Raw genomic sequence first — 24,158 nt, 5'->3', positions numbered from 1 at the left:
GATCTGGCTCCACCGCTCCTGCAGTCGGTTCACGTCGGTGCGGATGTCGTCTTCCTTGACGCCTTCGGAGGCGGTGCGGATGATCACGCCGGCATCCGCGGGTACGACCTCCCGCAGGATCTCCTTCAACCGCTGACGTTCGGTGTCGGGCAACTTGCGGCTGATGCCCGTGGACGAGGCGCCCGGGACGTACACCAGGTAGCGGCCCGCCAACGACACCTGCGTGGTCAGGCGCGCACCCTTGTGTCCGACCGGGTCCTTGCTGACCTGGACCACGACGTAGTCACCCGGCTTGAGGGCCTGCTCGATCTTGCGGTTCGAACCACCCAGGCCGGCGGCTTCCCAGTTCACTTCACCGGCATAGAGGACGCCATTGCGGCCGCGGCCGATGTCGACGAACGCGGCCTCCATCGACGGCAGCACATTCTGCACGATGCCGAGGTAGATGTTGCCGACCAGAGACGCGGACGCCGCGCTGGTGACGAAGTGCTCGACGAGCACGCCGTCCTCGAGCACCGCGATCTGCGTGTATCGGGCTCCCTCGTGCGGGGGCTCGGTGCGGACCTTGTCGCGGACCACCATCATCCGGTCGACGGCCTCGCGGCGGGCCAGGAACTCGGCCTCACTCAGGATCGGCGGTCGGCGCCGTCCCGCGTCGCGGCCGTCGCGGCGGCGCTGCCGCTTGGCTTCCAGCCGCGTCGATCCGGTGATGCCCTGAATCTCGTTGTTGTCGTCCTTCTTGGCTCGCGGAGCACGTTCGTGGACGACCGTGTTCGGCGGATCATCGGACGAGCCGTCAGCGTCGTCGTCGCCCGCGCCGCCGCTCTTGCGCCGCCGCCTACGGCGCCGACGGCGGGTGGCCGCGTCGGCAGTGCCGGTGTCCTCGTCGGTGTCGTCGTCATCGTCGTCGGAGTCGTCACCGTCGTCGGCCTCGGAGCTGTCGTCGGAGTCGTCACCGGCACCCTGCTCGCCCCGGCCACGGCCACGGCCGCGCCTGCCGCGCCGGCGCCGCCGGTTCGCGGGCCGCTCCGACGGATCGCCATCTCCCGAGTCGCCGTCGTATGAATCGTCGTCGGAGTCGTCGTCATCGACAACCTCGACGCGTTGCACCGGCTGGGGTGCGACGAACAACGGCATGTAGTCGGGCGGGGGCGGTGTCTCCGCCGTGACCGGCGTCAGCGTATGGACGCTGCTCCGATCGGGCTGGGCGTCCTCACCCTGCGCGCTGAAGTCCGGCTGATCTTGTGAAAGGTCATCGTCGGCCACGTAATCTCCTATGAGCCCCCGGGCGCGTCGTCAGACGCGGCCACGCGAGGGCTGTCGCTATGAACTCGGGACGCATCCCGGGCTTGTAGGTCTCGCGCCAAGCGGCTCGGATGAACCCACTCAGCACCTGTCTTGAATGACGGCTGTAACGGTCCGCGCCGCATCACGGTTGTCGCGATCGTCGCGCTCGTCTAAGTCTTCATCCGGATGCCCGACGCCGTCGGGGCGGCGGTCACCCTCAGTCAGTATCCCATACTCGCGGTCCAGTCCCGCGAAGACCGCTAAACCGCTGGGAACCAGAGCGCGATCTCGCGCTCTGCCGATTCCGCCGAATCCGAGCCGTGCACCAGGTTGAACTGCGTTTCCAGTGCGTAATCGGCCCGGATACTGCCCGGCGCAGCCTTCTCCACCGGGTCGGTGCCGCCAGCGAGTTGACGGAAAGCGGCCACCGCCCGCGGACCTTCGACGATCGCCGCGACCACGGGTCCCGAGGTGATGAATTCCAGCAGCGAATCGAAGAACGGCTTGCCGTCATGTTCGGCGTAGTGCTCTCGGGCCAGCTCCTCGCTGACGGTTCTGAGCTCGAGTGCGGCCAGTGACAAGCCTTTTCGCTCGATTCTGCTGATCACCTCGCCGACGAGTCTGCGTTCCACGCCGTCCGGCTTGATCAGGACGAGAGTCTGCTCGACGCCTGAAGTCACGGCGGCAAGACTAATCGACGGGTTCTGGCGGCTGCTGCTGGCCGGGCAGCAGACCGCGCTTCTGCCGGTCCAGCACCTCCGACCGCAGGTAGGCGACGAGCAGCCAGACCCCGAGGAACAACAGCCCGATGAAGCCGATCGCGGCGTGCAACGCGAACCCCGCGACCAGGACGAGCTGGACTGCGAGGTCGACCCAGATCGCCCACGGCCGGCCCTGGAGCCCCGCCAGCACAATCAGAACGACCGCGAGCCCGATGACGTAGGTGAGCGAGCCGGCGGTCAGTCCGCCACCGAGGACCGAGACAACCGGAAGCGTCAGCAACACCACGATCGCTTCCAGCACCAGAACGCCGGCCATGACCCCTCGGAAGCTTTTCCACGGGTCGGGCGCCTTGACGGGTTCGGTCACCCGGGGTCCTTTCCGTACAGGGTTCTCGCCGCGCCTGCGGTGACCACCGACCCGGTGATCACGATGCCCGCGCCCGAATAGCCGTCGTCTGCGCCGGCCTCCTCGACCAGCGCGGTGGCAGTCTCGATGGCGTCCGCAAGGCTCTCCGTGCGGATGACCCGTTCCGGCCCGAAGCGCTCGACCGCCACGTCGGTGAGCGCGTCGACGTCGAGGCCGCGGGGCGAGCCGCTGTGTGTGACGACGATCTGGTCGAACGCCGGCTCCAGCGCCGCCAGGATGCCCGCGACGTCCTTGTCGGACATCACCGCAACCACACCGACGAGATAGCGGAAGTCGAATTCGCTGGTCAGGGCCTCCGCCAGCGCGACGGCGCCTGCCGGGTTGTGCGCGGCGTCCAGCAACACCGTCGGCGCCGACCGCACGCGTTCGAGGCGGCCTGGGCTTGTGACCGCGGCGAACCCGGCCCTGACCGCGTCCACGTCGAGCTGACGCTGCGCGCCCGCGCCGAAGAAGGCCTCCACCGCAGCCAGGGCGATCACGGCGTTGTGGGCCTGATGCTCACCGTGCAGCGGCAGGAACACATCGGAGTACACGCCGCCAAGTCCCTGAAGCTGCATGAGCTGGCCGCCAACGGCGATCTGCCGTCCCAGGACGGCGAATTCCGAGTCCTCGCGTGCGACTGCGGCGTCCGCCTCGACGGTCGCAGCGAGCAGCACCTCCATCGCCTCAGGCACCTGGCGGCCGATCACCGCGACGGTATCGGTGGGGTCGAGCGAATCCGGCTGGCGCTTGATGATGCCGGCCTTCTCGGCGGCGATGCCGGCGATGTCGCTGCCGAGATAGTCGGTGTGATCGATGCCGATCGGCGTGATGACCGCGACGGGCGCGGTGACGACGTTGGTGGCGTCCCACCGGCCGCCGAGACCCACCTCGACGACCGCGACGTCGACGGGCGCATCAGCGAACGCCGCGAATGCCATCGCTGTGACGACCTCGAACTTGCTCATCGCCGGCCCACCCGCGGCTTGCGACTGCTTGTCGACCAGCTGGACGAACGGCTCGATCTCGCGGTACACCTCGACGTAGCGCGCCGGGGTGATCGGCTCGTTGTCGATCGCGATGCGCTCGATCGCCGACTGCAGATGCGGGCTCGTGGTACGGCCCGTCCGCCGACTCAGGGCGGTCAACAGCGCGTCCGTCATCCTGGCCACCGACGTTTTGCCGTTGGTGCCGGCGATGTGGATGGAGGGATAGCTGAGCTGTGGCGAGCCGAGCAGGTCCATCAGCGCCGTGATCCGCGTGAGGCTCGGCTCGATTTTCGTCTCGGGCCAGCGCCGGTCCAGCAGATGCTCGACTTGAAGCAGCGAAGCGATCTCGTCGGGCGTCGGATCGCTCACAGGGTTGCCAGGCGGTTGTTGATGCGCTCGACCTCTTCGCGTGCCACCTGCTGCCGCGTGCGGATCTTGTCGACGACCTCGGTGGGCGCCTTGGCCAGGAATGCGTCGTTGTCGAGCTTCGCCGACGTGCTCGCAAGCTCCTTTTGCGCTGCGGCCAAATCCTTTTCGAGTCTGCGGCGTTCCGCTTCGACGTCGACGGTGCCCGACGTGTCGACCTCGACGTTCACCGTTCCGCCGGACAGACGCACCTCGACTGACGCGGTCGGGTCGAAACCTTCGGTGGCGTCGGTGAGCCAGGCCAGCGACCGCACCGCGGAGAGCTGACCGTCAAGGTCCGCGACACCGGCCCCCGCCATCCGCGCCGGGACCCGTTGCCTATCGGCGAGACCCTGGTCGCTGCGGAATCGCCGGACCTCGGTGATCAGCTTCTGCATGTCCCAAACACGCTGTGCGGCAACTGGATCCAGTGAAACACTGGTGGTCGTCGGCCAGTCTGCGATGACCAGCGACTCGCCGGACGTCACCGCCTTCCACAGCGCCTCCGTGACGAACGGCATGACGGGATGAAGCAGGCGCAGCAGCGTGTCGAGGACTTGGGCGAGCACCGCGGTGGTGTGCGCAAATCCGTCCGCCAGTTGCACCTTGGCCAACTCGACGTACCAGTCACAGAACTCGTCCCACGCGAAGTGGTACAGCGCCTCGCACGCCCGGTTGAACTCGTAACCGTCGAACGCCGCGTCGACTTCGGCGCGCACTTCCTCGAGCCGGCCCAAGATCCAGCGGTCGGCGTCCGTGAGGTCGCCGAGATCCGGAAGCGGGGCCGGGCGCGCGCCGTTCATCAACGCGAATCGGGTGGCGTTGAACAACTTCGTCACAAAGTTTCGCGACGCGCGGGCGTGATCCTCGCCGATCGACAGGTCGCCGCCAGGGCTGGCGCCGCGCGCCAACGTAAACCGCAGCGCGTCCGCACCGAACATCTCCACCCAATCCAGCGGGTCGATGCCGTTGCCGCGCGACTTGCTCATTTTGCGGCCGAACTCGTCGCGAATCAGGCCGTGCAGGAACACATTCCGGAACGGAACCTGTGGCCCACGCAGGCCGTCGGCCGTGATCACGTCGTCGTCGGCCACGAACATGCCGAACATCACCATCCGGGCGACCCAGAAGAACAGGATGTCGTACCCGGTGACCAAAACATCTGTGGGATAGAACTTCTGAAGTTCTGGCGTGCGGTCCGGCCAGCCCATCGTGGAAAACGGCCACAGCGCCGACGAGAACCACGTGTCGAGTACGTCGGGATCTTGTTCCCAGCCCTGCGGCGGGGTTTCGTCGGGCCCCACGCACACCATCTGTCCCTCGGGGCCGTGCCAGATCGGGATGCGGTGTCCCCACCACAGCTGGCGCGAGATGCACCAGTCGTGCATGTTGTCAATCCAGTCGAACCAGCGCGGCTCCAGGCTCGCGGGGTGGATCACCACGTCGCCGTTGCGCACCACGTCACCGGCGGCCTTGGCAAGGGATTCGACTCTGACCCACCACTGCAGCGACAGCCGCGGCTCGATCGGCTCGCCGCTGCGTTCCGAATGCCCGACACTGTGCACGTACGGACGCTTCTCGGCCACGATGCGGCCCTGCTCGGCAAGCGCCTCGCGGACTTTGACCCTGGCTTCGAACCGGTCCATGCCGTCGAAAGCCGTTCCGGTGTCAGCGATTCGGCCCTTCTCGTCCATGATCGTGGGCATCGGCAGGCCGTGCCGCAAACCGATCTCGAAGTCATTGGGGTCGTGCGCGGGTGTGACTTTGACTGCCCCGGTGCCGAATTCGGGGTCGACGTGTTCGTCGGCGACGATCACGATCTCGCGGTCAAGGAACGGGTGGGGCAGCGTGGTGCCGACGAGGTGACGGTAGCGGTCGTCGCCGGGGTGGACGGCGATGGCGGTGTCGCCGAGCATCGTCTCGACGCGGGTGGTGGCCACCACGATGTGAGGTTCATTGTCGTCGAGCGACCCGTACCGGAACGAGACCAGCTCGCCGTCGACGTCGATGTAGGTGACCTCGAGATCCGAGATCGCGGTCTGCAGCACCGGAGACCAGTTGACCAATCGCTCGGCGCGGTAGATCAGCCCGGCGTCATAGAGCCTCTTGAAGATCGTGCGCACCGCGCGGGAAAGCCCATCGTCCATCGTGAACCGGTCGCGGCTCCAGTCGACACCGTCACCGAGCCGGCGCATCTGCCCACCGATCGTGCCGCCTGAATCCTGCTTCCAGTCCCAGACTTTCATGATGAAGAGCTCGCGTCCGAAGTCCTCTTTGGTCTTCCCGTCGACAGCGAGTTGTTTCTCCACCACGGACTGCGTCGCGATGCCGGCATGATCCATCCCCGGCAGCCACAGCACTTCGTAGCCCTGCATCCGCTTGCGGCGAGTCAGCGCGTCCATGAGCGTGTGGTCCAGCGCGTGACCCATGTGCAGGCTGCCGGTCACGTTGGGCGGGGGCAGCACCACGGAGTACCCAGGCTTGGGGCTCGCCGCGTCGGCAGTGAAGTAGCCGGCGTCGACCCAACTCTGGTAGAGCTCAATCTCGGCCGCTGGATCCCAGGCCTTTGGAAGGTCGGTCACCGGTCAATTCTAAGAATGCGCGCGAGAGCTGGGCACACCGCCTGCTGCCGGACACAAACCGAGCAAACGGTGGGCTGGCGGGAGCGCGCTGTCAACTGGCCACTAGCGTTGCGATGCAGGACGCAGAGCAACACATCCCGTGGCGTTCTGCGACCGGTGAGGGTTGAGTCTGTGCACGACGATCGGGGTGGATCCGCGTACATCGCGCTGCAGCCCGCACGAGTGGGTGAGCCGAGTGCGTGACGAGCCGGAGGACCTGGTCGCAGCGAGAGACCAGATGGAACAACTGGTACGGGTCATCGTCGAAATCAGTTCCGATCTGGACCTGGATGTCACGCTGCATCGGATCGTCACTGCGGCAATGGAGCTGACCGGCGCCCCGTATGGAGCGCTCGGTATACGTGCATCCGACGGAACGCTGGTTTCTTTTGTCCACGCGGGAATCGACGAGTACGCGGCCCGTCGGTTCGGCGATCTGCCGGTGGGTGAGGGTCTGCGGATCGACGATCTGAGCGCTGGCCCACTCGTCGGGCTGGCCTCGCATGACCCGCCGTTGCGGGCACTGCTCGGCTTACCGATCACCGTGCGGGAGGCTGACTTCGGCACGCTCTTCCTGGCCGACGACCGTGGAAGCCGAGTGTTCACCGACGCTCAGGAGAGCGCCGTACGGGCATTGGCGACCGCGGCGGCGGTCGCCATCGACAACGCGCGACTGTTCGAGCGAGAGCGCGAATCGGCGAAATGGACGAAAGCCAGTCGCGAGATCACGACCGCGCTGCTGTCCGGCGACCCGCAGACGGGGCCGTTGCAGCTCATCGTGAACCGGGCACTGGAGCTGGCCGAGGCCGAGCAGGCGATCTTGCTTGTTCCGCGGGAGTCGGATCTGCCCGCCGACGAGGTCGACACCTTGATTGTGGCCGCCACCGCAGGCCGCTACGCCTCGGAAGTGATTGGTCGCCAGGTTCCGATGGAAGGGTCCACCACGGGCGGTGTTGCGCGTCGTGGGGTACCGCTGATCACCGACTCTTTCCAGTATCCGATCGAGGGGTTCACCGATGTAGGTGAACGCTCGGCGGTCGTCATGCCGCTGATCGCGGACGAGACGGTGCTTGGTGTGATCGCGGTTGCGCGCCACCCCGCTCAGCCGCCATTCGGAAACGACTATCTCGAGCTCGTCAGCGACTTCGCCCGCACCGCCGCGATTGCGCTGGCACTCGCGGCAGGCCGCGAACATGCGCTCAACCAGCAACTCGCCCAAGCGGATACCGTCGACGACGCGCTGAATGCCGCGGCTGAAGAGCTCCGCCGGCTGTGGCGGGCCCGCCGAGTTCTGGCCGTCACCTATCCCCCGACCCGGGGTCCCTCCACGCAAACCGCCGATGGCGCACCGCACGTCGTGTCGGTCGGCGAGCACACACGGTGGGCAGACGTGCCACCTGAGACCCGCCAGATGCTCGGCACATTACGCGACGGCGACCTGTTGACTCCCATCACGACTCAGCCCGGGACGGCGGGCATCGCGATGCAGCACCCCGAGGGTGTACTGGTCGTCTGGATCGATCTGGCCGAGCAAAGGCCATTCACACTCGAGGACCAAACCTTGCTCACGGTGCTGGCAGGGCGCCTCGGTCAGGGCTTGCACCGGGTGCACCAGGTCGACCAGCAGCGCGAAACCGCCTTGGCACTGCAACACGCGATCCTCGGCCCTGCTCATCTACCGGCCGGGTTTGCGGTGCGCTATCAGGCCGCAAGCCGGCCCCTTCAGGTGGGCGGCGACTGGTATGACGTCGTGGATCTAGAGGACGGGCGCATCGCGCTGATCGTCGGTGACTGCGTCGGGCATGGCCTCAATGCCGCGACCGTGATGGGGCAGATGCGCAGCGCCTGCCGCGCGCTGTTGATCGAAAACCCTAGCCCCGGTGCGGCTCTGGCCGGGATGGACCGCTTCGCTGCACGGCTACCCGGCGCCGAATGCACCACCGTGGTGTGCGCGGTCCTCAACCCCGACACCGGAGAACTCGTTTACTCCAGTGCCGGTCATCCGCCGCCCATCCTTGTCCGGTCCGACGGCACCACCTCGATGCTCGAAGACGGCCACACCATCGCGCTGGGAATCCAGCCCAACTGGACGCGCCCCGAGGCCCGCGCGACCATCCCGGCGCACGCGACCCTGCTGCTGTACACCGACGGCCTGGTCGAACGTCGAGGTAGCCCACTGGAGCAGGGCATCGTCCGCGCCGCCGCTCTCGTCAAAGACGGCCGCACCCGTTCATTGGACGGCTTGGCGGATCAGATCATGTCGCGTCTCGCGCCAAGGGGCGGCTACCAGGACGACGTTGCCCTTCTGCTGTACCGCCATCCCGCCCCGCTGGAGCTGAACTTTCCCGCCGACGTCAGCCAACTCGGCTTCGCTCGCACGGCCTTGCGTAATTGGCTGACCCGACTACAAGGCGAGCCAGGTCAGACTATGAACATGCTCATCGCGGCGGGAGAAGCCGTCGCCAACGCGATCGAGCACGGTCACCGCGATAGTCTGCAAGGCACGATCCGCCTGGTGGCAAGCGCTGTTCTCGACCAGGTGCACCTCACCATCTCTGACACTGGCTCGTGGAAGCCTCCACAGCCGACTCCCGACCCCACCCGCGGCCGGGGCATCGCACTGATGCGGGGCCTCATGCACGACGTCACCATCGACCACGGCATCGCCGGAACCACAGTCCACCTATCTGCGAGGATCACCTGATGTCCACGTTGCTCACCATGGACACGGCGCGTCGCGACCACGGAACGCTCGTGCTGAAGGCGGCAGGAGAAATCGATATGAGCAATGTCGACGCGTTCAGCCGAGCCCTCACCGCCGCCGTCACCGAAGCAGCGGGCGGTGGCGGCATGCTCACAGTCGACCTCAGCGCTGTGGAGTACCTGGACAGCGGAGCCATGAACGCTCTGGCCGCGCGCGCCGACCAGATCAAGATCATCGCTCACCCGCTGCTGATGTCTGCCCTGAAGGTCAGCGGCCTCAACGAGCTGATCACGATCGAGACCGCACCGCCGGCGGCGGACAGTCGTCCGTCCTGACCGGTCGCGGCTGCCTACTTCTTACCGCCGAGGATGCCGCCAAGAATGCTGCCGAGCCCGCCGCTCTGGCCGCCCGCGAGAACCTTGCCGAGGATGTCGCCCAGCGGGTTGTCGGCGCCGGCCGACGCGCTCGGCTTGCCACCGAGGATGCCGCCCAGGATGTCACCGAGCCCGCCGCCGCCGGACGATTCCTGCGCCTGCGGCGCGGGCGCCGCCGCGCCCCCGGAGGTGAGCTTCTTGCCGATGTACGCCAGCACTATTGGGACGAGGATCGGCATCAGCGACTTGAGCAACTGGCTGCTTCCGCCGCCTGCGCCCGACAGCGCCGAGGCGACCTGCGAGGCTTCGTCGCCGCCGAACAGGCTGACGAACGTCTGCTCGCCGGCCTTCTCGTCGACCTGATCGACGCTCACCCCGCCGTCGAGCAGCCCGCTGGCGGCCTGCTCCATCGCCGCCGATTCCACCTCGGATGCGGCCTCGGGATCTTCGGCTTTCTGGTGCAGCCCACCGACCAGCACGGGCACTAAGGTCTTGATCGCCTTGTCGACTTCGTCGGATGGCACGCCGAGCTTGCCGGCGATCTCGTCAGTCGGGATTTGCGCATAGAGTTCGTCGAGCTCGGCCATGCCTCGCACCCACCTTTATTGTCGGTCGCCGTCACAGGCATGATCAACATAATCGAATCGCCTATGGGCGCGGAACATTTGACCGCAGACACGTCACGGCAGTCGCGCGGCGTGCAGTGACACACCGGCCTTCGGAAAGCGGGCCAGCAGTGCGTCCCCCATCGCCGCAGCCGGTGTCAGCACTCCGTACAGGTCAGAGAGTCGGTCGCGGTCGAGGGCCAGCGCGAGACCACTCTCGCCAAGCAGCACCGACGTGGCCTTGTAGCCAGGGTCGCCCCGCTGGGCGATCGTCGCTACGTAGCGCGCGCCCGTCGTCGTGGTCGTGTATGTCTCGGCCTTGTAATAACCGCGTTCCCGCGCCTTCTCGCTCGGACCAGTTCCCGGCTTGGGCAGCACGCGCTCGACGAGGCGGTTTGGCAGCAGACGAAAAAAACGACTTCCGAGCCCCATCACTGCGGCGGTGACACCGGTGAACGCCGCCGAGGCAACCGGCGCGACCGGCGACGAGCCCATGCTCATGACCTCGCTGTAGCGCAGCTGCCTGCCGTATGCCCAGTCCAGCAATGCGTTGCTGCGTCGGACCACGCGCGTGTTCGCGGCCGCCATCACGAACGCGCCTGTCCACAGCCCCGCGAGCTCAGGTGCGATCTTGCGGCCCTGTCGCCAGATCAGGTCACGCTCGCGACCCAGCTCAGGTTCGGCCACCCGGTCTGTGCTCAACGCGTACGGGTCGTTCAGCAGAGTCCGCACTTCTGAATCGCTCGACGCGGCGCGCATGAGCTCGGCCATCGAGGCGATCGTGCCGCCGGAGGCTCCACCCGAGAATCCGCGCACCACGAACGTCGTCTCGCCGAGTTCTCCGGCGTTGTCTTCAACGGCCGTGCGATACAACGCGTACACGGTCAGATCCGAAGGGATTGAATCGAATCCGCACGAATGCACGATTCGCGCCCCGGTGTCGGCGGCTTCCTTGTGATAGAGGTCGATGCTCTCCCGCATGAACTGTGGCTCGCCGGTGAGGTCGGCGTAGTCCGTACCGGCGGCAGCGCAGGCGGCGACCAGCGGCAGGCCGTATTTCGCGTACGGGCCCACGGTCGTGACGACGACCTGGGTCTGCTTGGCGATGGCCTCCAACGACGACGGCTGCGACGCGTCGGCGGTGAGCAAAGGCCAGTCCGCCGCAGTGGCTCCGAGCTCGTCGCGCACCGCGCGCAGACGTTCCGGGGAGCGGCCGGCCAGCGCGATCCGGGCACCTGCGCCGGCACGGGCCAGGTACTCGGCGGTCAGCTTGCCGACGAAACCAGTGGCCCCGTACAGCACGATGTCGAATTCACGGCTCGCCGTGGTGTCGAATTCACGGCTCCCCGCAGTCATGCATTAGAAACTACGTCCCGGCGCGACGCCGAGATAGGTTCGGCCCATGCCCAAACAGATCACGGTCGTCGGCGCGGGCATTGCCGGGCTGGCCAGTGCTGTCGCATTGCAGCAGCGGGGCTTCGACGTCACGGTCATCGAGGAGAGGACGGAAACGTCCAGCGGCGCGGGAATCAGCATCTGGCCGAACGCGCTTGCCGCGCTTGATGAGATCGGCCTCGGCGACGCTGTGCGTGACGCGGGCGGGCGCATCACCGGGGGCGCCATGCGCTGGCGCGACGGGACATGGCTACGCCGTCCGCACCAGGACCGTGTCGTCAAAGCGCTGGGCGAGCCGCTCGTCGTGGTGCAGCGCGCGGCACTGAACAACGTGCTGCGCGGTGGGCTGAAGCCGGGCACCGTGCGAGCCGGGCTCGCTGTCACCAGCTTGGCGACGACGGGCGAGCGCGTCCGGCTGCGGTTGTCCGACGGCACCGCTACCCCGACAGACGCGGTGATCGGCGCCGACGGTACGCACTCGCTGATCGCGCGCCACCTCAACGGCCCGCTGCCCCACGCCTACGCCGGGTACACGGCGTGGCGCGGCGTCGCCGACTGCGCGATCGACCCCGAGATGGCGGGCGAGACGATGGGGCCCGGCGTCGAGTTCGGCCACATCCCCATGGGCGCCGCGCAGACGTACTGGTTCGCCACCGAACGCGCGGCCGAGGGCGCCGCTGCTGCTGAGGGAGAACTGCACTACCTGCGCGGCAAGTACTCGTCGTGGGCCGAGCCGGTCGCCGATGTTCTCGCGGCGACCGACCCGGCGGTCGTCCTGCGGCACGACATCTACGACCGGCGGCGGGCGAAGGTCTGGGCACGCGGACCCGTCGTGCTGGTCGGTGACGCCGCCCATGCGATGCGCCCGCACCTGGGCCAGGGCGGCTGCCAAGGACTGGAGGACGCTGCGATCCTCGCGGCGTGCGCTGACGCAGCCGCCGACCTCGCCTCGGCGTTCGCCCGATTCGCGGCGTTCCGGCGGCGCCGGGTGTCGGCGATCGTCCGCGAGTCCGCGATGTTGGGCCGCGTCGTCAACCTGCGCCCTGCGATGTTGTCCACCGCAGCGAGTCAGGCCAGCGCGCTTGTGCCAGAAGCAGTCCTGACCCGCCACCTTGCGGAGGTGGCCTCGCGGCAGGCGTTCGTGATGCCCGAAGCGGAGGGGACATGACCCGGGTGGAGATGGCAGGGCTGCTCGTCGAGGCTGCTGAACCCGCGGCGGTGGCCGAGTTCTGGAGCAGGGCCCTGGGCGGGGCGACGACCACGTTGCCCGACGGCAGCGTGCAAGTTATGGGCCCACACCCGGAGTTGACGATCTATCCGCAGGCCCGGCCCAAGATGGTGAAGAACCGCGTGCACTTCGATGTCTACGCGCGCTCGGTGGATCCGCTCCTGGCACTCGGCGGCCGCGTGCTCGACGAGTATTTGCCGACGCGGGTGACGCTGGCCGACGTCGAGGGCAACGAGTTCTGCGCGTTTTTGGATCCCGAATTTTCATCTGCTCCTCGCGTCCGCGACGCGCCCGCGCGCCTGTTCGCGGTGTGCACTGACAGCGATCGGCCCGAAGAGCTGGCGGCGTGGTGGGCCGTACTCACCGGTGCGGACGTCCGCAACGGAGGTGACGGAACGCCGCGCTGGCTGTACGACGCCGCCGGGTGGCGGGAGTTGATATGGAAGTTCGTCCGGGTCGGCGATGAGCCGCTCGGGCGAAGAGCAAACAACAGCGATGAGCCTCTCGGGCGAAGAGCAAACAACAGCGATGAGCCGCTCGGGCGAAGAGCAAACAACAGCGATGAGCGCGTCGTGCCGAACCGCTGGCGGTGGACGGTCCACGCGGGCACCGCGGACCTGGTGACCGCGGGCGCCTCCGTCGCGCAGCCCGGCGTACTGCTGGATCCTCAGCTCAACGAGTTCAGCGTCAGCGAGCGCCTTGGAAAATCTGCAGGGGTGCCGTGATCGTCGTGCAGAGGTTCTGCAGGTTGACGCCGAGCACGGCGGGTACGAATCGGCATCCCGGTCCCGGCGCGACGTTCCAGCCGGGCGACGCCGTCGGCGTCAGCGGGCCGCCGGCGTAGGCACCGCACGTCGGCCACGCCCCGATGCCCTGGGTGCGCAGCACGTTCTCGGCGACCCGGATCTGTTCCTCCCGGCTTGCGGTCGCAGGCGAGCCGATGCCGCCGTTGGAAGCCCAGGTCGTGGGCTTGAACTGCAGGCCACCGTAGGCACCGTTGCCGGGGTTGCTGTTCCAATTGCCACCGGATTCGCACTGAGCGATCGCGTCCCAGTTGACTGTGTCGGCCTGTGCAGGCGCCGTGGCCAGCAAGAGCGGCACCCCGAAAAGCGCGCCTGTGATCGCTGCCGTGGTGATCGTCCTGCGAATCCTCATCGCCGGTCCCTCTCGCCAAGCCCCCGAGACATTGGCCGCCAGGTGCGGTCGAGATTGTGATCGTTACGTGTCGTTCCAGTGTTACAGACGTGATCTGTGGTATGTGCGGGGTTGGCGGTAGTGGGGTGAAAAAAGAGTCGGGCGGTGCCGGAGTTACCCGGCACCGCCCGACTCTGGATAGGTTGTCAGCCGCGACGGCCGCAGACCGGCCAGGCACGAATGCCCTGGGTCCTCAGCACGTTCTCCGCGACGCGGATCTGCTCCTCGCGCGAGGCGTGCTGCGGCGAACCGGTGCCGCCGTTGGCCCGCCACGTGCCCATTGTGAATTGCAGGCCTCCGTAGTACCCGTTGCCCGTGACGATCGACCAGTTGCCGCCGGACTCGCACGCCGCGACGGCGTCCCAGTTCACGCCGTCCGCGTGCGCGCTCGCCGTCGATAACGCCATCGGTGCGGCCGCGAGACCACCGGTGATGGCAGTCGTCACGAGCAGTTTGCGGAGGTTCTTCAATGTGTTCCCTTTCGCCGGCGCGCGCCAAGCACGCCTGCGGATGCAGACGAAGGGCCCCTGGGGCCGCAGTTGCTTGGATCGCGCCATCTCTGTCAGGCGCGACACGGAGACCAGATGCGTCCCCGCCGGAAGACAATGTTCCGACGGCTGGCGCGAGGCCGGCATTGAAGCCGACCTCCTGGACCCCGACCCACACGCAGGTTCTTGATAATTAAATTGTTTGCTTCTGACTAAGAAGACGACTGGACATTACAAATCGGCTGATCGAAAGTCATCTCGGACACGGCCAATCTCAAACGGGTAACAAAGCAATCACAGGAACCGGTTTCCCGTATTCAACGAGGTCAGCTCGGCGAGTCTGAGAACCTCTCAGATTCACTAAGGCGGTAACTGACGTGACTCAAATCACGCGGTTTTTGTGAACTGCACCACTCGTGATATCGAAGACACTGGTCAAGAACCAGTATGTGACGCCGATACTGTTTCAGCTGGGAAGTGATATCGCTTACATTCAGCGGCGAATCGAGGACAGCCAGTTCATTTGGTAAAGCGCCCTTATTTCGCGATAGATATATCACGAATATCGGCATCTGTTCGCCGATAGAAAAAATTCAGCGAAGAACTGAGAGTTCGTCGGCGGAATTCACGTTCGTGAGCGACCGCCCGTCGGCAACGACAATTCGCTGTGCCTCAACAGAATTCACCAGAGCGGCCATGCTGCGCTCCCCCGCGTCGACAAGGTCGCTCACATGACCGACCAGCGACGTGCGGTAAAGCCCGGCCAGGAAGTGGTCGCGGCCGTCCCACGGCAGCACGACGTCGGCGCTGATCAGTGTCTTCGCCGACTCCACCAGCACGTCGATCAGCACGGGATCGAGGAAGGGCATGTCCACCGCGCAGACGAACGCCCACGTGGCGCCCGCGTCCGCGGCTGCGCGCAAGCCTCGGCCCGTCGCCACCAACGGACCCACCCCGCGCACGTCGTCACGCAGGATCTCGGCATCCACGGACGGGACCGATTGGCCGGGCGCGGCGATCACGAAGATCGGCGCACACCGCTGTTCGACCACCTTGACGACATAGTTGAGCAGGGTGCCGCCGAGATACGGCAGCGTGGCCTTGTCCCGACCCATCCGGCGTGACGCGCCACCCGCCAGCACAACGGCTGCTAAATGCTCTTCGCGCGAGCGCTCATCGGCCAGGGGCGTCACAGCCTCAGCCAACGGTCCAGGTGTCGCGGCCCCGAAGGAGCGACTGCAGCGCTGCGGAATCGTGCGCGGTCGCCTCGCGAGCGCTCCGCACCTGTGCGCGCGCACCGTCGTCGTAGGTGGGGCGCGCGACCTGGCGGAAGACGCCCATCACGGTGTGTTCCAGACTCTGATCCGACAATCGGGACAACGCGAACGCGAACGATGGATCGTCGGCGTGCGCGTCGTGTCTCACGATCTGGTCAGCCGCGACGTCGGCGGTCTTGGCCACCTCGAGGGCAGCGAATCCGGAACGCACCACGCAGTATTCGCGGTCGTTGCCGAAGATGATCGGCTCGCCGTGCACGAGGTTGATCAGCCGGTCCTCGGCGCCCTCTTTGCGCAGCGCGTCGAACGAGCCGTCGTTGAAGATCGGGCAATCCTGCAGGATCTCGACGAACGCGGCACCCCGATGCTCGGCAGCGGCGCGCAACACCTCGGACAGACCCTTGCGGTCCGAATCGAGCGCGCGACCGACGAAGGTGGCCTCGGCGCCCAACGCCAGCGACACGGTGTTGAACGGATGATCAAGCGAACCCATCGGCGTCGACTTGGTGATCTTGCCGATCTCCGACGTCGGTGAGTACTGGCCCTTCGTCAAGCCGTAGATGCGGTTGTTGAAGAGCAGGATCGTCAGGTTCACGTTGCGGCGCAGCGCATGGATCAGGTGGTTGCCGCCGATCGACAGCGCATCGCCGTCCCCGGTGACCACCCAAACGGAAAGGTCCTCGCGGGCCAGCGCCAGCCCGGTGGCCAGGGTGGGCGCGCGGCCGTGAATCGAGTGCAGCCCATAGGTTTCCAGGTAGTACGGGAAGCGACTCGAGCATCCGATGCCGCTGACGAACACCATGTTTTCCCGCCGCAATCCCAACTCCGGCAGGAAGTTACGAATTGTGTTGAGGATGACGTAGTCACCGCAGCCGGGGCACCAGCGGACCTCTTGGTCGCTGGTGAAGTCTTTGGCCTTCTGCGGTTGGTCGGTCCTCGGCACACTGCTGATCGCAGTGAGGCCCAGATCCAATCCGCCGATTACGTCAGTCATGCACTAGCTCCCGCATACTTATCCACTCGCTACCGTCCAACTTAGCGAATTTGCTCTTGTCACCCTCTTTTTCGGCCAGCGACCCGTCCAGGGCGGCGTCGATGAGGTCTTCGACTTCGTCGGCCAAGAACGCCATGCCTTTGACTTTGGTGACCGATTGGATGTCGATCAGATACTTCCCACGCAGCAGCAACGCCAGCTGACCCAGGTTCATCTCCGGTGCGACCACCTTCGGATAACGCCGCAAGACGTCACCGAGGTTGGCCGGGAACGGGCTGAGGTGGCGAAGGTGCGCATGGGCGACATTGATGCCCTTGCGACGCGCCCGGCGGCACGCCTCTCCGATCGGACCGTAACTGCTGCCCCACCCGAGCAGCAGCAACTCGGCGTCACCGGTCGGATCGTCCACCTCGAGATCGGGCACCTTGATGCCGTCGATCTTGGCCTGGCGCAGCCGCACCATCAGATCGTGGTTCGCCGGCTCATAGGAGATGTTGCCCGACCCGTTGGCCGCCTCCAGGCCGCCGATGCGGTGTTCCAGACCCGGCGTGCCCGGGATCGCGAACTGACGGGCAAGCGTCTCGGGGTCGCGGGCGTACGGCTGGAAGTCCTCGCCAGGCTGCGCGAGGTTGCGGTCGATGGGCTCGTAGCTAGCGATGTCCGGAATGCGCCACGGCTCAGACCCGTTCGCGATCGCCCCGTCAGAAAGCAGGATCACCGGGGTCCGGTAGGTCAGCGCGATGCGCGCTGCCTCGATAGCGACCTCGAAGCAGTCCGACGGGGACCGCGCGGCGAGGACGGCAACCGGCGATTCGCCGTTGCGCCCGTACAGCGCCTGCAGCAGATCGGCCTGCTCGGTCTTGGTGGGCAGCCCGGTTGACGGGCCGCCACGCTGGACGTCGATCACCAGGAGCGGCAACTCGGTCATCACGGCAAGACCGAGCGCCTCAGATTTAAGGGAAATGCCGGGTCCGGACGTGCTCGTCACGCCCAGCGCGCCGCCGTAGGACGCGCCGATCGCGGCGCCGATCCCGGCGATCTCGTCCTCGGCCTGGAAGGTGAGGACGTTGAAGTTCTTGTGCTTTGACAGCTCGTGCAGGATGTCCGACGCGGGCGTGATCGGGTAGCTGCCCAGCACCACCTGGGTATCGGCGAGCTGGCCGGCGACGACGATCCCGTACGACAGCGCGGTGTTGCCGGAGATCTGCCGGTACTCGCCCGCGGGCAGCTTCGCCGGGGCGATCTGGTACGTGGTGCCGAAGGCCTCTGTGGTTTCGCCGTAGTTCCAGCCCGCGCGCAGGGCGAGCACATTGGCCTCGGCCACTTCTGGCTTGCGGAGGAACTTCTCGCGGATGAACGTCTCGTTCGGCTCGATCTCCCGGCCGTACATCCACGACACCAGACCGAGGGCGAACATGTTCTTCGCCCGCTGCCCGTCCTTCTTCGAGGCGCCGATTTCCTCGACGGCGCCGAGCGTCAGCGCCGTCATCGGAACGGCTTGCACGATCCACTCAGAAAGCTCGCCGGATTCCAGCGGGTTGGCTTCGTAGCCGACCTTGGCGAGGTTGCGTTTGGTGAATTCGTCGGAGTTCGCGATCACCAGCCCGCCCCGCGGCAGGTCTTCCAGGTTTGCCTTCAGTGCGGCCGGGTTCATCGCGACCAGAACGTCGGGTCTGTCGCCCGCGGTCAGGATGTCGTAGTCGGCTATCTGGATCTGGAACGACGACACCCCGGGCAGCGTGCCCTGCGGCGCGCGGATCTCAGCGGGGTAATTCGGTTGCGTGGCAAGGTCATTGCCGAAGAGTGCGGCTTCAGAAGTGAACCGGTCGCCGGTGAGCTGCATACCGTCGCCGGAATCGCCCGCGAAGCGGATGACAACCTTTTCGAGTTTATGACGCTCTGGCGATGCCGTCCTCGCAGCGCCGTCGTGTACCTCAGTAGTCTCGGCGTCGTTGCCAATCGGCGCCACGACGAACCACCTCTCGCCACAAGCAAAGTTTGCGAAGTTGATGTCACTGCCAGTACCGATTATTGCACTTTCTTAGTCACACCTTTACCTTCGCGACTCGCACGACCCTCAAGTGTGCCGTGAAAGTCACAGCTCAGAAAGCACAACACGCCACTCGCCGGCGAAAGTGTGGTTTTCGTCACGTTTCGGATGAACAAATTCTAAGAGGGGTGCTTACCGCCGCTAGCACCCCGCGGCCCCCCGGTTCGGCCCGGCCGCATGGGTTTGCGAACGCCAGCGCCGGTCGACGGAGGTCTGCGAATACTCCCTCGTCGCGCGGTCGTCAAACCTAAGCTCTTAGGTAATGCAGTGGAACGGGTCGGTGTGGAAATCCAGCCTGGCTGGGCTGGTTCCGCTTGCCACCGCCACGTCCGGCGAAGCCCAGGTGCCGGTTCCCACGGTCGTCGAGTCGATGCGCACCGTAATGCGGCGGGCCCGCATGCGGGTCTCGACTCTGCTCGAGCCACTGGATCACACCACGGCGTACGACGTTCCGCTGCGCACTCCGGTAGCTCCGCCACCGGCGCCCGCCCCAGACACGGTCCTCATCGGGGGCTTCCCCGTGGCGGTGGCCGTCAGTCCCGACGACTCCCGGATCTATGTGGTGAACAGCGCCGATGCGTCGGTATCGATGCTGGACAGCGACAGTGGAACGGTGACGGCCACCATCGGAGTTGGCCGTGAACCGTTCGGGATCGCGCTGACGCCTGACGGCCGCCTGGCATACGTCGCCAATGCGGGCGACGACTCGGTGTCGGTGATCGACCTGAGCCGGCGGGTCGTTCTGGCCGCCATCGCCGTCGGCAGGAGCCCGTACGGGGTCGCTGTCAAAACTGACGGACGCGCGTTTGTGACGAACCAGTCCGGCGGCTCGGTGTCGGTGATCGACGATGGCGCTGTGACGAGGACGATCGCCCTCGGCGGCGCTCCGACCGGCGTGGCCGTCAGCCCTGACGGCGGCCGCGCGTACGTCGCCGACAACGACGATCACCGCCTGATCGTGGTCGACACCGCAACCCTGAGAGTCACGGGCGCGATCGAGGTCGGCAGGCATCCGGCGCAAGTGGCGATAACGCCGGACGGCGCGCGCGCCTACGTCACCAATGCCGGCGGTGGGTCGGTGTCGGTGATCGACCTGCAGTCGGCGGCCGTGACCGAAACCATCCCTGTGAGCGTTCACCCAATCGGTGTGGCTGTCGACGCCGACGGGCGCTTCGCATACGTCACCGCACTGGACGCCTCTTTCCTCACCGGCACCCTGACAGTGATCGACGTGGCCGCCGGCAGTCACGTCACATCGAGTGCGGGCACGCCGTACGGGGTCGCCGTCGCGCCGACCGGCAATCACGCGTACGTCACCGACCTGCGCGCCAACACAGTCTCGAAGATCGCCGCGGGTGGAGCGAAGCGCGTCGGCAGCGGACTGCACGGCGCCGAAAGATCGCCGCGACGAGAAACCCTGCGGCACACGGCCGTTACGCGCCGTGCCGATGCGGTGACAGCGGATCCTGACGTCGGCCGCGCGTTCATCGTGCATAGCGAGGACAACTCCGTCGATATCGTCGACGTGTCAGGGCAGGCCGTCACCGTCGACGTCCGTGCGTACCCGACGGCGGTGTGGCTCGGCCGCGACCGGGCCCGCGCCTACGTCACCAACTACGACGACGGCTCCGTGTCGGTGATCGACGCGGATTCCACCAGCACGTCCTGCAACACGGTGGTCGCGACGCTTGACGTGGGCCGCTGCTGGGCGACGGGACTGGTGTTCAGCAGCGATGGCAGTCGCGCGTATGCGGTCGACGAAGCCGACGGCGGTGTTGCGGTGATCGACACCGCGGCCGAGAGTCCGACCCGCGACACCGTGATCGCACGGTACGAGCTCGGCGAACCGCCGGCCGCGCTGCGGCTCTCGCCCAACGGACGCTGGATCTACACGATCAACCACTTCGATCACGCCGTGTACGCCATGAGCACCAACTCGAAACGGGTCCAGCCAATCCCGCTGCCGGCATATCCCTATCAGATCACGGTGAGCCCCAACGGTTTACGCCTCTACGCGAGCATGGAGATGGACGGGTCGACGTACGTCATCGACACCGACCCAGGCAGCCCGACCTATCACCGCAGGATCGCGCGGCTGCAGTTGGAGCATCATGCACCCGAACCCGCGTTCACGATCGCCGGCGGCCGCGCCTACGTTCTGAACTGCGCAACCGACTCGGTCAGCGTGATCGACACCGCGACGAACGCGGTGAAAAACGTTGCCGTGGGCCACCGTCCGTCCGACGTGGTGGTGAGCCCTGACGGTCGTCGAGCCTACGTCGCCAGCTACTTGGACGACTCGTTGTCGATCATCGGCTCCGCGGACACCGTGTCAGCGACCGTTGCCGTCGGCGCGTCCCCGTGCCGGGTCGCGGTCAGCTCCGACGGAACCCGCGCGTTCGTCGTCAACAACGGCGCGGATTCGATCTCGGTAGTGGACACGGCGGCTGCCCGGGTCGTCGACACCTTTGCGGTCGGGCACCGTCCGTTCGACCTGACACTGAGCGCCGACGGCACGCGGGCATGCGTGCAGCACCGCGACGGCCTGTCTCTGATCACCGTCTAATCTCTGCATTTCGGGTCCACGGCATTCTGCAGGATCCGTTCGAACATGCCTGCGGCGGCGGCAATCGCGCCAGAGGCGACGGTGATCAGCGCGCCGATGAACACTCCGCCCGCTCGATCGTCTGAGGTGTTGATCAGGACGATATAGATCTCGGACGCCGCGGCGAATCCGATAACGGCGATGGCGCAATACTTGATCGCTCGCACAGCTTTGACTGCCGCTGGCGAGAATATCTCGTTTCGCCCGGCGTACCCCGTCACCTTCAGCGCCTGGTAGAACGCCACGAACACTGGGATGGACGCAACGTAGGCAAACGCCAAGAAGGGGTCTTTGAAGTAGATCTCGAACAGTGTGGCGTGTGCGTTCCGCCCCTCCATGTGAGGTTCCCCAAGCATCAGAGCGAGGCTCCCGATGGCGACGACCGCGATGACGACCTGAAGAAACGTCGCTGAGGCCCTGTTCATGCTTACCAGGATTCCAGCCGCTGCCCCGGAAGTCGACGCCGCCGGCCGCACGCATTAGTACCAGTGCAGCACCCGAGACGTCAGCAAGACCAACCCAAGCGACACCGATGCGACGACTACGAGCCCGATGACCGCGACCACCAAGGGTCGCCAGCCTGTTCGCGCGAGCTCACGGATATTGGTGTTGAGCCCAACGCCCGCGAACGTCAACAAGAATGCCCACTTGGAGACATTGGCGATGTTGGCTGTCTGACCCTTCGTCAGCCAGCCCGCGGTCGCGATCGCCGACACTGCGAGAAAACCCAGAACGAACTTCGGGAACTTCTCCCACAGGAACACCGCCTTGGCCTTCACACCAGGAGCGAGCTCGTCGGCCTGACCACGCGATGCCCAGTAGATTGCGAAACCCAGCACCACGAAACCGATCAACGCATTGCGGGTGGATTTCACCAGCACCGCGATCTTGCCGGCTTCTGGCGAGAACAGATAGCCGGTCGCGGTGGTTTCCGCGGTGTTGTCGACCGCCAGGCCGGCCCAGAACCCGAATTCGTGATCGGTGAGCCCGATCAAGTGCCCCAGCGGAGGCAGAGTGAACAGCGCGACGGCGCCCAAGGCGAGGATCGCCGCGATCGCGTATCCGACATCGCTGTTGCGGGCTTTGATCGCACCCTTGGACGCGATGATCGCGGACACACCGCAGATCGATGTGCCAATCGCAAGCAGCGACCCCAATTTGCCTGAGAGACCGAACAATCGGGCGGCGACAAGAATGATCCCGCCCGCGATCGCCATGTCCAGCAGGATCTGCACCAGGCTGAGCCCGCCGAGCTTGATGATGTCGCCCAGCACGAATCGTGCACCCAGCGCGACGATTCCGATCTTCAACCAGAATTCGTATGTCGCCACGCCCGGCCTGAATATGCGGTGGAGGCCGATGGTGTTCGTGATGATCAGGCCGAAGACGATGGCCCACAGCACGTATTCGATGTCGGGCACCGTCCAGTGGTGTTGCTTGGCAAGCGCATTCCACTCGATTTGGGCGTACTTGCCGGCCAAACCGACCGCGATCAGCAAGAGGACGCCGGGGATGTACGCGAGCAAGTTGCGCGTGGGGAATGTCTCTTCTTCCTCGGATTCGATTTCTGAGCGCGAATCGTCGCGCTCCGCGGATACCGTGCTCACCGCTTCACCACGGAATCCTCGGCAGCACATTGGCCACCGCGAGAACGACGAACACACCGGCGACGATCACAGCCCCCCAGTCCAAACCAATTTTCTCCAGCCACGACTTGCGCAGCACTTCTTCAGCCATGGCGAAGATCGTCGCTGCGGCGAGTAGGTCCAGCAAGAGATTCGCTCGGGCTGATCGGGAATTGGCGTATGCGAAAGTTCACCCCGATCTGGGCTGGGTGCCGACGCGCCGGCAACACGGGCCTAGATTAGGAAGTATGCCTGCCGGTCGACACGCCACCCGGGACTTCGACGCGGATTACGACGAACACGCGGTGACGATCACCCCTCGTGAACACGAGGCGGCCGGTGTGAAGGCTGTGATGGTGTCGCTGCAGCGCGGGCTGAAGGCGATGGGCGTCTTTCGCACCGCTGCCGCGTTGCTCCGCCTGAATCAGCGCAAGGGCTTCGACTGCCCGGGATGCGCCTGGCCGGAAGAACACGGCGGCCGCAAATTCGCCGAGTTCTGCGAGAACGGCGCCAAGGCCGTCGCCGAAGAGGCCACCAAGCGAGTCGTCACACCCGAGTTCTTCGCGCGTCATTCGATGGCCGACTTATCCGCCCGAAACGAGTACTGGCTGAGCCAGCAAGGTCGGCTGACCCATCCGATGGTGCTGGGTGCTGGTGACGACCACTACCGCCCGATCACGTGGGACGACGCGTACGCGCTGATTGCTCAGCATCTGCACGCACTTGATGACCCCGACCACGCCGTGTTCTACACCTCTGGGCGGACCAGCAACGAAGCGGCGTTCCTGTACCAGCTGATGGCGCGAAGCTACGGCACCAACAACCTTCCCGACTGCTCCAACATGTGCCACGAATCCTCGGGCGCGGCGCTCGTCGAGGCGATCGGCATCGGGAAGGGGTCAGTCACTGTTGAGGACCTCGAGGCTGCCGATCTGATCATCATCGCCGGGCAGAACCCCGGGACGAACCACCCGCGGATGCTGTCGGTGCTGGAGAAGGCGAAAGAGAAGGGCGCCAAAATCATTGCGATCAACCCGCTCCCCGAAGCGGGGTTGATCCGATTCAAAGACCCGCAGAAGGTACACGGCGTCGTGGGTCACGGAATCCCGATCGCCGACGAGTTCGTGCAGATCCGCCTCGGTGGTGACATGGCGTTGTTCGCCGGGCTGGCCCGCCTCCTGTTCGAGGC

The 24,158-nt window shown here is 66.0% G+C and carries 18 protein-coding genes and 3 pseudogenes; 6 read left to right on the top strand and 15 right to left on the bottom strand.

Features of this window, described 5'->3' with window-relative positions; genetic code table 11:
- The 5 genes and pseudogenes from QOH60_RS24095 to QOH60_RS24075 all read right to left on the bottom strand — a co-directional run.
- Window positions 1–1,146: pseudogene (locus tag QOH60_RS24095) on the bottom strand (ribonuclease E/G); the annotation flags it as partial.
- A 401-nt stretch (window positions 1,147–1,547) separates the two neighbouring features.
- Window positions 1,548–1,967, bottom strand: a complete 420-nt coding sequence (gene ndk, locus QOH60_RS24090; RefSeq protein WP_526424395.1) for a nucleoside-diphosphate kinase — start codon at window positions 1,965–1,967, stop codon at window positions 1,548–1,550.
- Between the two features lie 10 nt (window positions 1,968–1,977).
- Window positions 1,978–2,325, bottom strand: coding sequence for a DUF4233 domain-containing protein (locus QOH60_RS24085; RefSeq protein WP_526424400.1), 348 nt, complete (start codon window positions 2,323–2,325; stop codon window positions 1,978–1,980).
- Between the two features lie 47 nt (window positions 2,326–2,372).
- Window positions 2,373–3,773 (bottom strand): bifunctional tetrahydrofolate synthase/dihydrofolate synthase, encoded by a 1,401-nt coding sequence (gene folC, locus QOH60_RS24080; protein ID WP_526424394.1) that lies wholly within the window; start codon window positions 3,771–3,773, stop codon window positions 2,373–2,375.
- Window positions 3,770–6,391: a valine--tRNA ligase gene (locus QOH60_RS24075; RefSeq protein WP_526424393.1), complete on the bottom strand. Its 2,622-nt coding sequence runs from the start codon at window positions 6,389–6,391 to the stop codon at window positions 3,770–3,772. Before QOH60_RS24075 ends, folC begins: the two co-directional genes overlap by 4 nt.
- Before the next feature lie 277 nt (window positions 6,392–6,668).
- Between QOH60_RS24075 and QOH60_RS24070 the strand changes: the two genes are divergently transcribed.
- The gene (locus tag QOH60_RS24070; RefSeq protein ID WP_526424399.1) at window positions 6,669–9,134 is read left to right on the top strand and encodes a SpoIIE family protein phosphatase; all 2,466 of its coding nucleotides are present in this window, start codon (window positions 6,669–6,671) and stop codon (window positions 9,132–9,134) included.
- Window positions 9,134–9,469 carry an STAS domain-containing protein gene (locus QOH60_RS24065; protein WP_526424392.1) on the top strand — a complete coding sequence of 112 codons (336 nt, stop codon included), beginning with the start codon at window positions 9,134–9,136 and terminating at the stop codon, window positions 9,467–9,469. The genes QOH60_RS24070 and QOH60_RS24065 overlap by 1 nt, the downstream gene beginning before the upstream one ends.
- A 14-nt stretch (window positions 9,470–9,483) precedes the next feature.
- On the opposite strand, the gene QOH60_RS24060 is transcribed toward QOH60_RS24065, so the two are convergent.
- Window positions 9,484–10,095 (bottom strand): DUF937 domain-containing protein, encoded by a 612-nt coding sequence (locus tag QOH60_RS24060; protein WP_526424391.1) that lies wholly within the window; start codon window positions 10,093–10,095, stop codon window positions 9,484–9,486.
- Window positions 10,096–10,188: 93 nt separating this feature from the next.
- The gene (locus tag QOH60_RS24055) at window positions 10,189–11,469 is read right to left on the bottom strand and encodes a saccharopine dehydrogenase family protein (RefSeq protein WP_526424390.1); all 1,281 of its coding nucleotides are present in this window, start codon (window positions 11,467–11,469) and stop codon (window positions 10,189–10,191) included.
- Window positions 11,470–11,515: 46 nt separating this feature from the next.
- On the opposite strand from QOH60_RS24055, the gene QOH60_RS24050 reads away from it, so the two are divergent.
- Window positions 11,516–12,676, top strand: a complete 1,161-nt coding sequence (locus QOH60_RS24050) for an FAD-dependent oxidoreductase (protein ID WP_526424389.1) — start codon at window positions 11,516–11,518, stop codon at window positions 12,674–12,676.
- Window positions 12,673–13,461, top strand: a complete 789-nt coding sequence (locus QOH60_RS24045) for a VOC family protein (protein WP_526424388.1) — start codon at window positions 12,673–12,675, stop codon at window positions 13,459–13,461. The genes QOH60_RS24050 and QOH60_RS24045 overlap by 4 nt, the downstream gene beginning before the upstream one ends.
- Before the next feature lie 121 nt (window positions 13,462–13,582).
- Here the strand turns inward: QOH60_RS24045 and QOH60_RS24040 are convergent.
- The 5 genes and pseudogenes from QOH60_RS24040 to QOH60_RS24020 form a co-directional block, all read right to left on the bottom strand.
- A pseudogene (locus QOH60_RS24040) lies at window positions 13,583–13,804 on the bottom strand (transglycosylase family protein); the annotation flags it as partial.
- A gap of 272 nt (window positions 13,805–14,076) precedes the next feature.
- A pseudogene (locus tag QOH60_RS24035) lies at window positions 14,077–14,310 on the bottom strand (transglycosylase family protein); the annotation flags it as partial.
- A 701-nt stretch (window positions 14,311–15,011) separates the two neighbouring features.
- On the bottom strand, window positions 15,012–15,602 hold the full coding sequence (mobA, locus tag QOH60_RS24030; RefSeq protein WP_526424398.1) for a molybdenum cofactor guanylyltransferase: 591 nt from the start codon (window positions 15,600–15,602) through the stop codon (window positions 15,012–15,014).
- A gap of 13 nt (window positions 15,603–15,615) precedes the next feature.
- Window positions 15,616–16,689, bottom strand: coding sequence for a thiamine pyrophosphate-dependent enzyme (locus tag QOH60_RS24025; protein ID WP_526424387.1), 1,074 nt, complete (start codon window positions 16,687–16,689; stop codon window positions 15,616–15,618).
- Window positions 16,682–18,649, bottom strand: a complete 1,968-nt coding sequence (locus QOH60_RS24020; protein ID WP_526424397.1) for a 2-oxoacid:acceptor oxidoreductase subunit alpha — start codon at window positions 18,647–18,649, stop codon at window positions 16,682–16,684. The genes QOH60_RS24025 and QOH60_RS24020 overlap by 8 nt, the downstream gene beginning before the upstream one ends.
- A 352-nt stretch (window positions 18,650–19,001) precedes the next feature.
- On the opposite strand from QOH60_RS24020, the gene QOH60_RS24015 reads away from it, so the two are divergent.
- The gene (locus tag QOH60_RS24015) at window positions 19,002–21,305 is read left to right on the top strand and encodes a YncE family protein (RefSeq protein WP_526424386.1); all 2,304 of its coding nucleotides are present in this window, start codon (window positions 19,002–19,004) and stop codon (window positions 21,303–21,305) included.
- Here QOH60_RS24015 and QOH60_RS24010 read toward each other — a convergent pair.
- From QOH60_RS24010 to QOH60_RS24000, 3 genes are read right to left on the bottom strand one after another with little or no spacing between them, the layout of a single operon-like run.
- The gene (locus QOH60_RS24010) at window positions 21,302–21,769 is read right to left on the bottom strand and encodes a DUF2975 domain-containing protein (RefSeq protein ID WP_526424385.1); all 468 of its coding nucleotides are present in this window, start codon (window positions 21,767–21,769) and stop codon (window positions 21,302–21,304) included. The two genes, QOH60_RS24015 and QOH60_RS24010, sit on opposite strands and share 4 nt — an antisense overlap.
- Window positions 21,770–21,823: 54 nt before the next feature.
- The gene (locus QOH60_RS24005) at window positions 21,824–22,909 is read right to left on the bottom strand and encodes a YeiH family protein (RefSeq protein ID WP_526424396.1); all 1,086 of its coding nucleotides are present in this window, start codon (window positions 22,907–22,909) and stop codon (window positions 21,824–21,826) included.
- A 46-nt stretch (window positions 22,910–22,955) separates the two neighbouring features.
- Complete coding sequence (locus QOH60_RS24000) at window positions 22,956–23,081, bottom strand: hypothetical protein (RefSeq protein ID WP_526424384.1); 126 nt, start codon at window positions 23,079–23,081, stop codon at window positions 22,956–22,958.
- Between the two features lie 136 nt (window positions 23,082–23,217).
- On the opposite strand from QOH60_RS24000, the gene QOH60_RS23995 reads away from it, so the two are divergent.
- A partial coding sequence (locus QOH60_RS23995) for a molybdopterin-dependent oxidoreductase (protein WP_526424383.1) occupies window positions 23,218–24,158 on the top strand: 941 nt, incomplete at its 3' end.

Origin of the sequence: Mycobacterium sp., from assembly GCF_032159765.1 — a bacterium.
Classification (GTDB): Bacteria; Actinomycetota; Actinomycetes; order Mycobacteriales; family Mycobacteriaceae; genus Mycobacterium.
The sequence above is the reverse complement of the archived record's forward strand: the minus strand, read 5'-3'. Positions and strand labels throughout refer to the sequence as shown.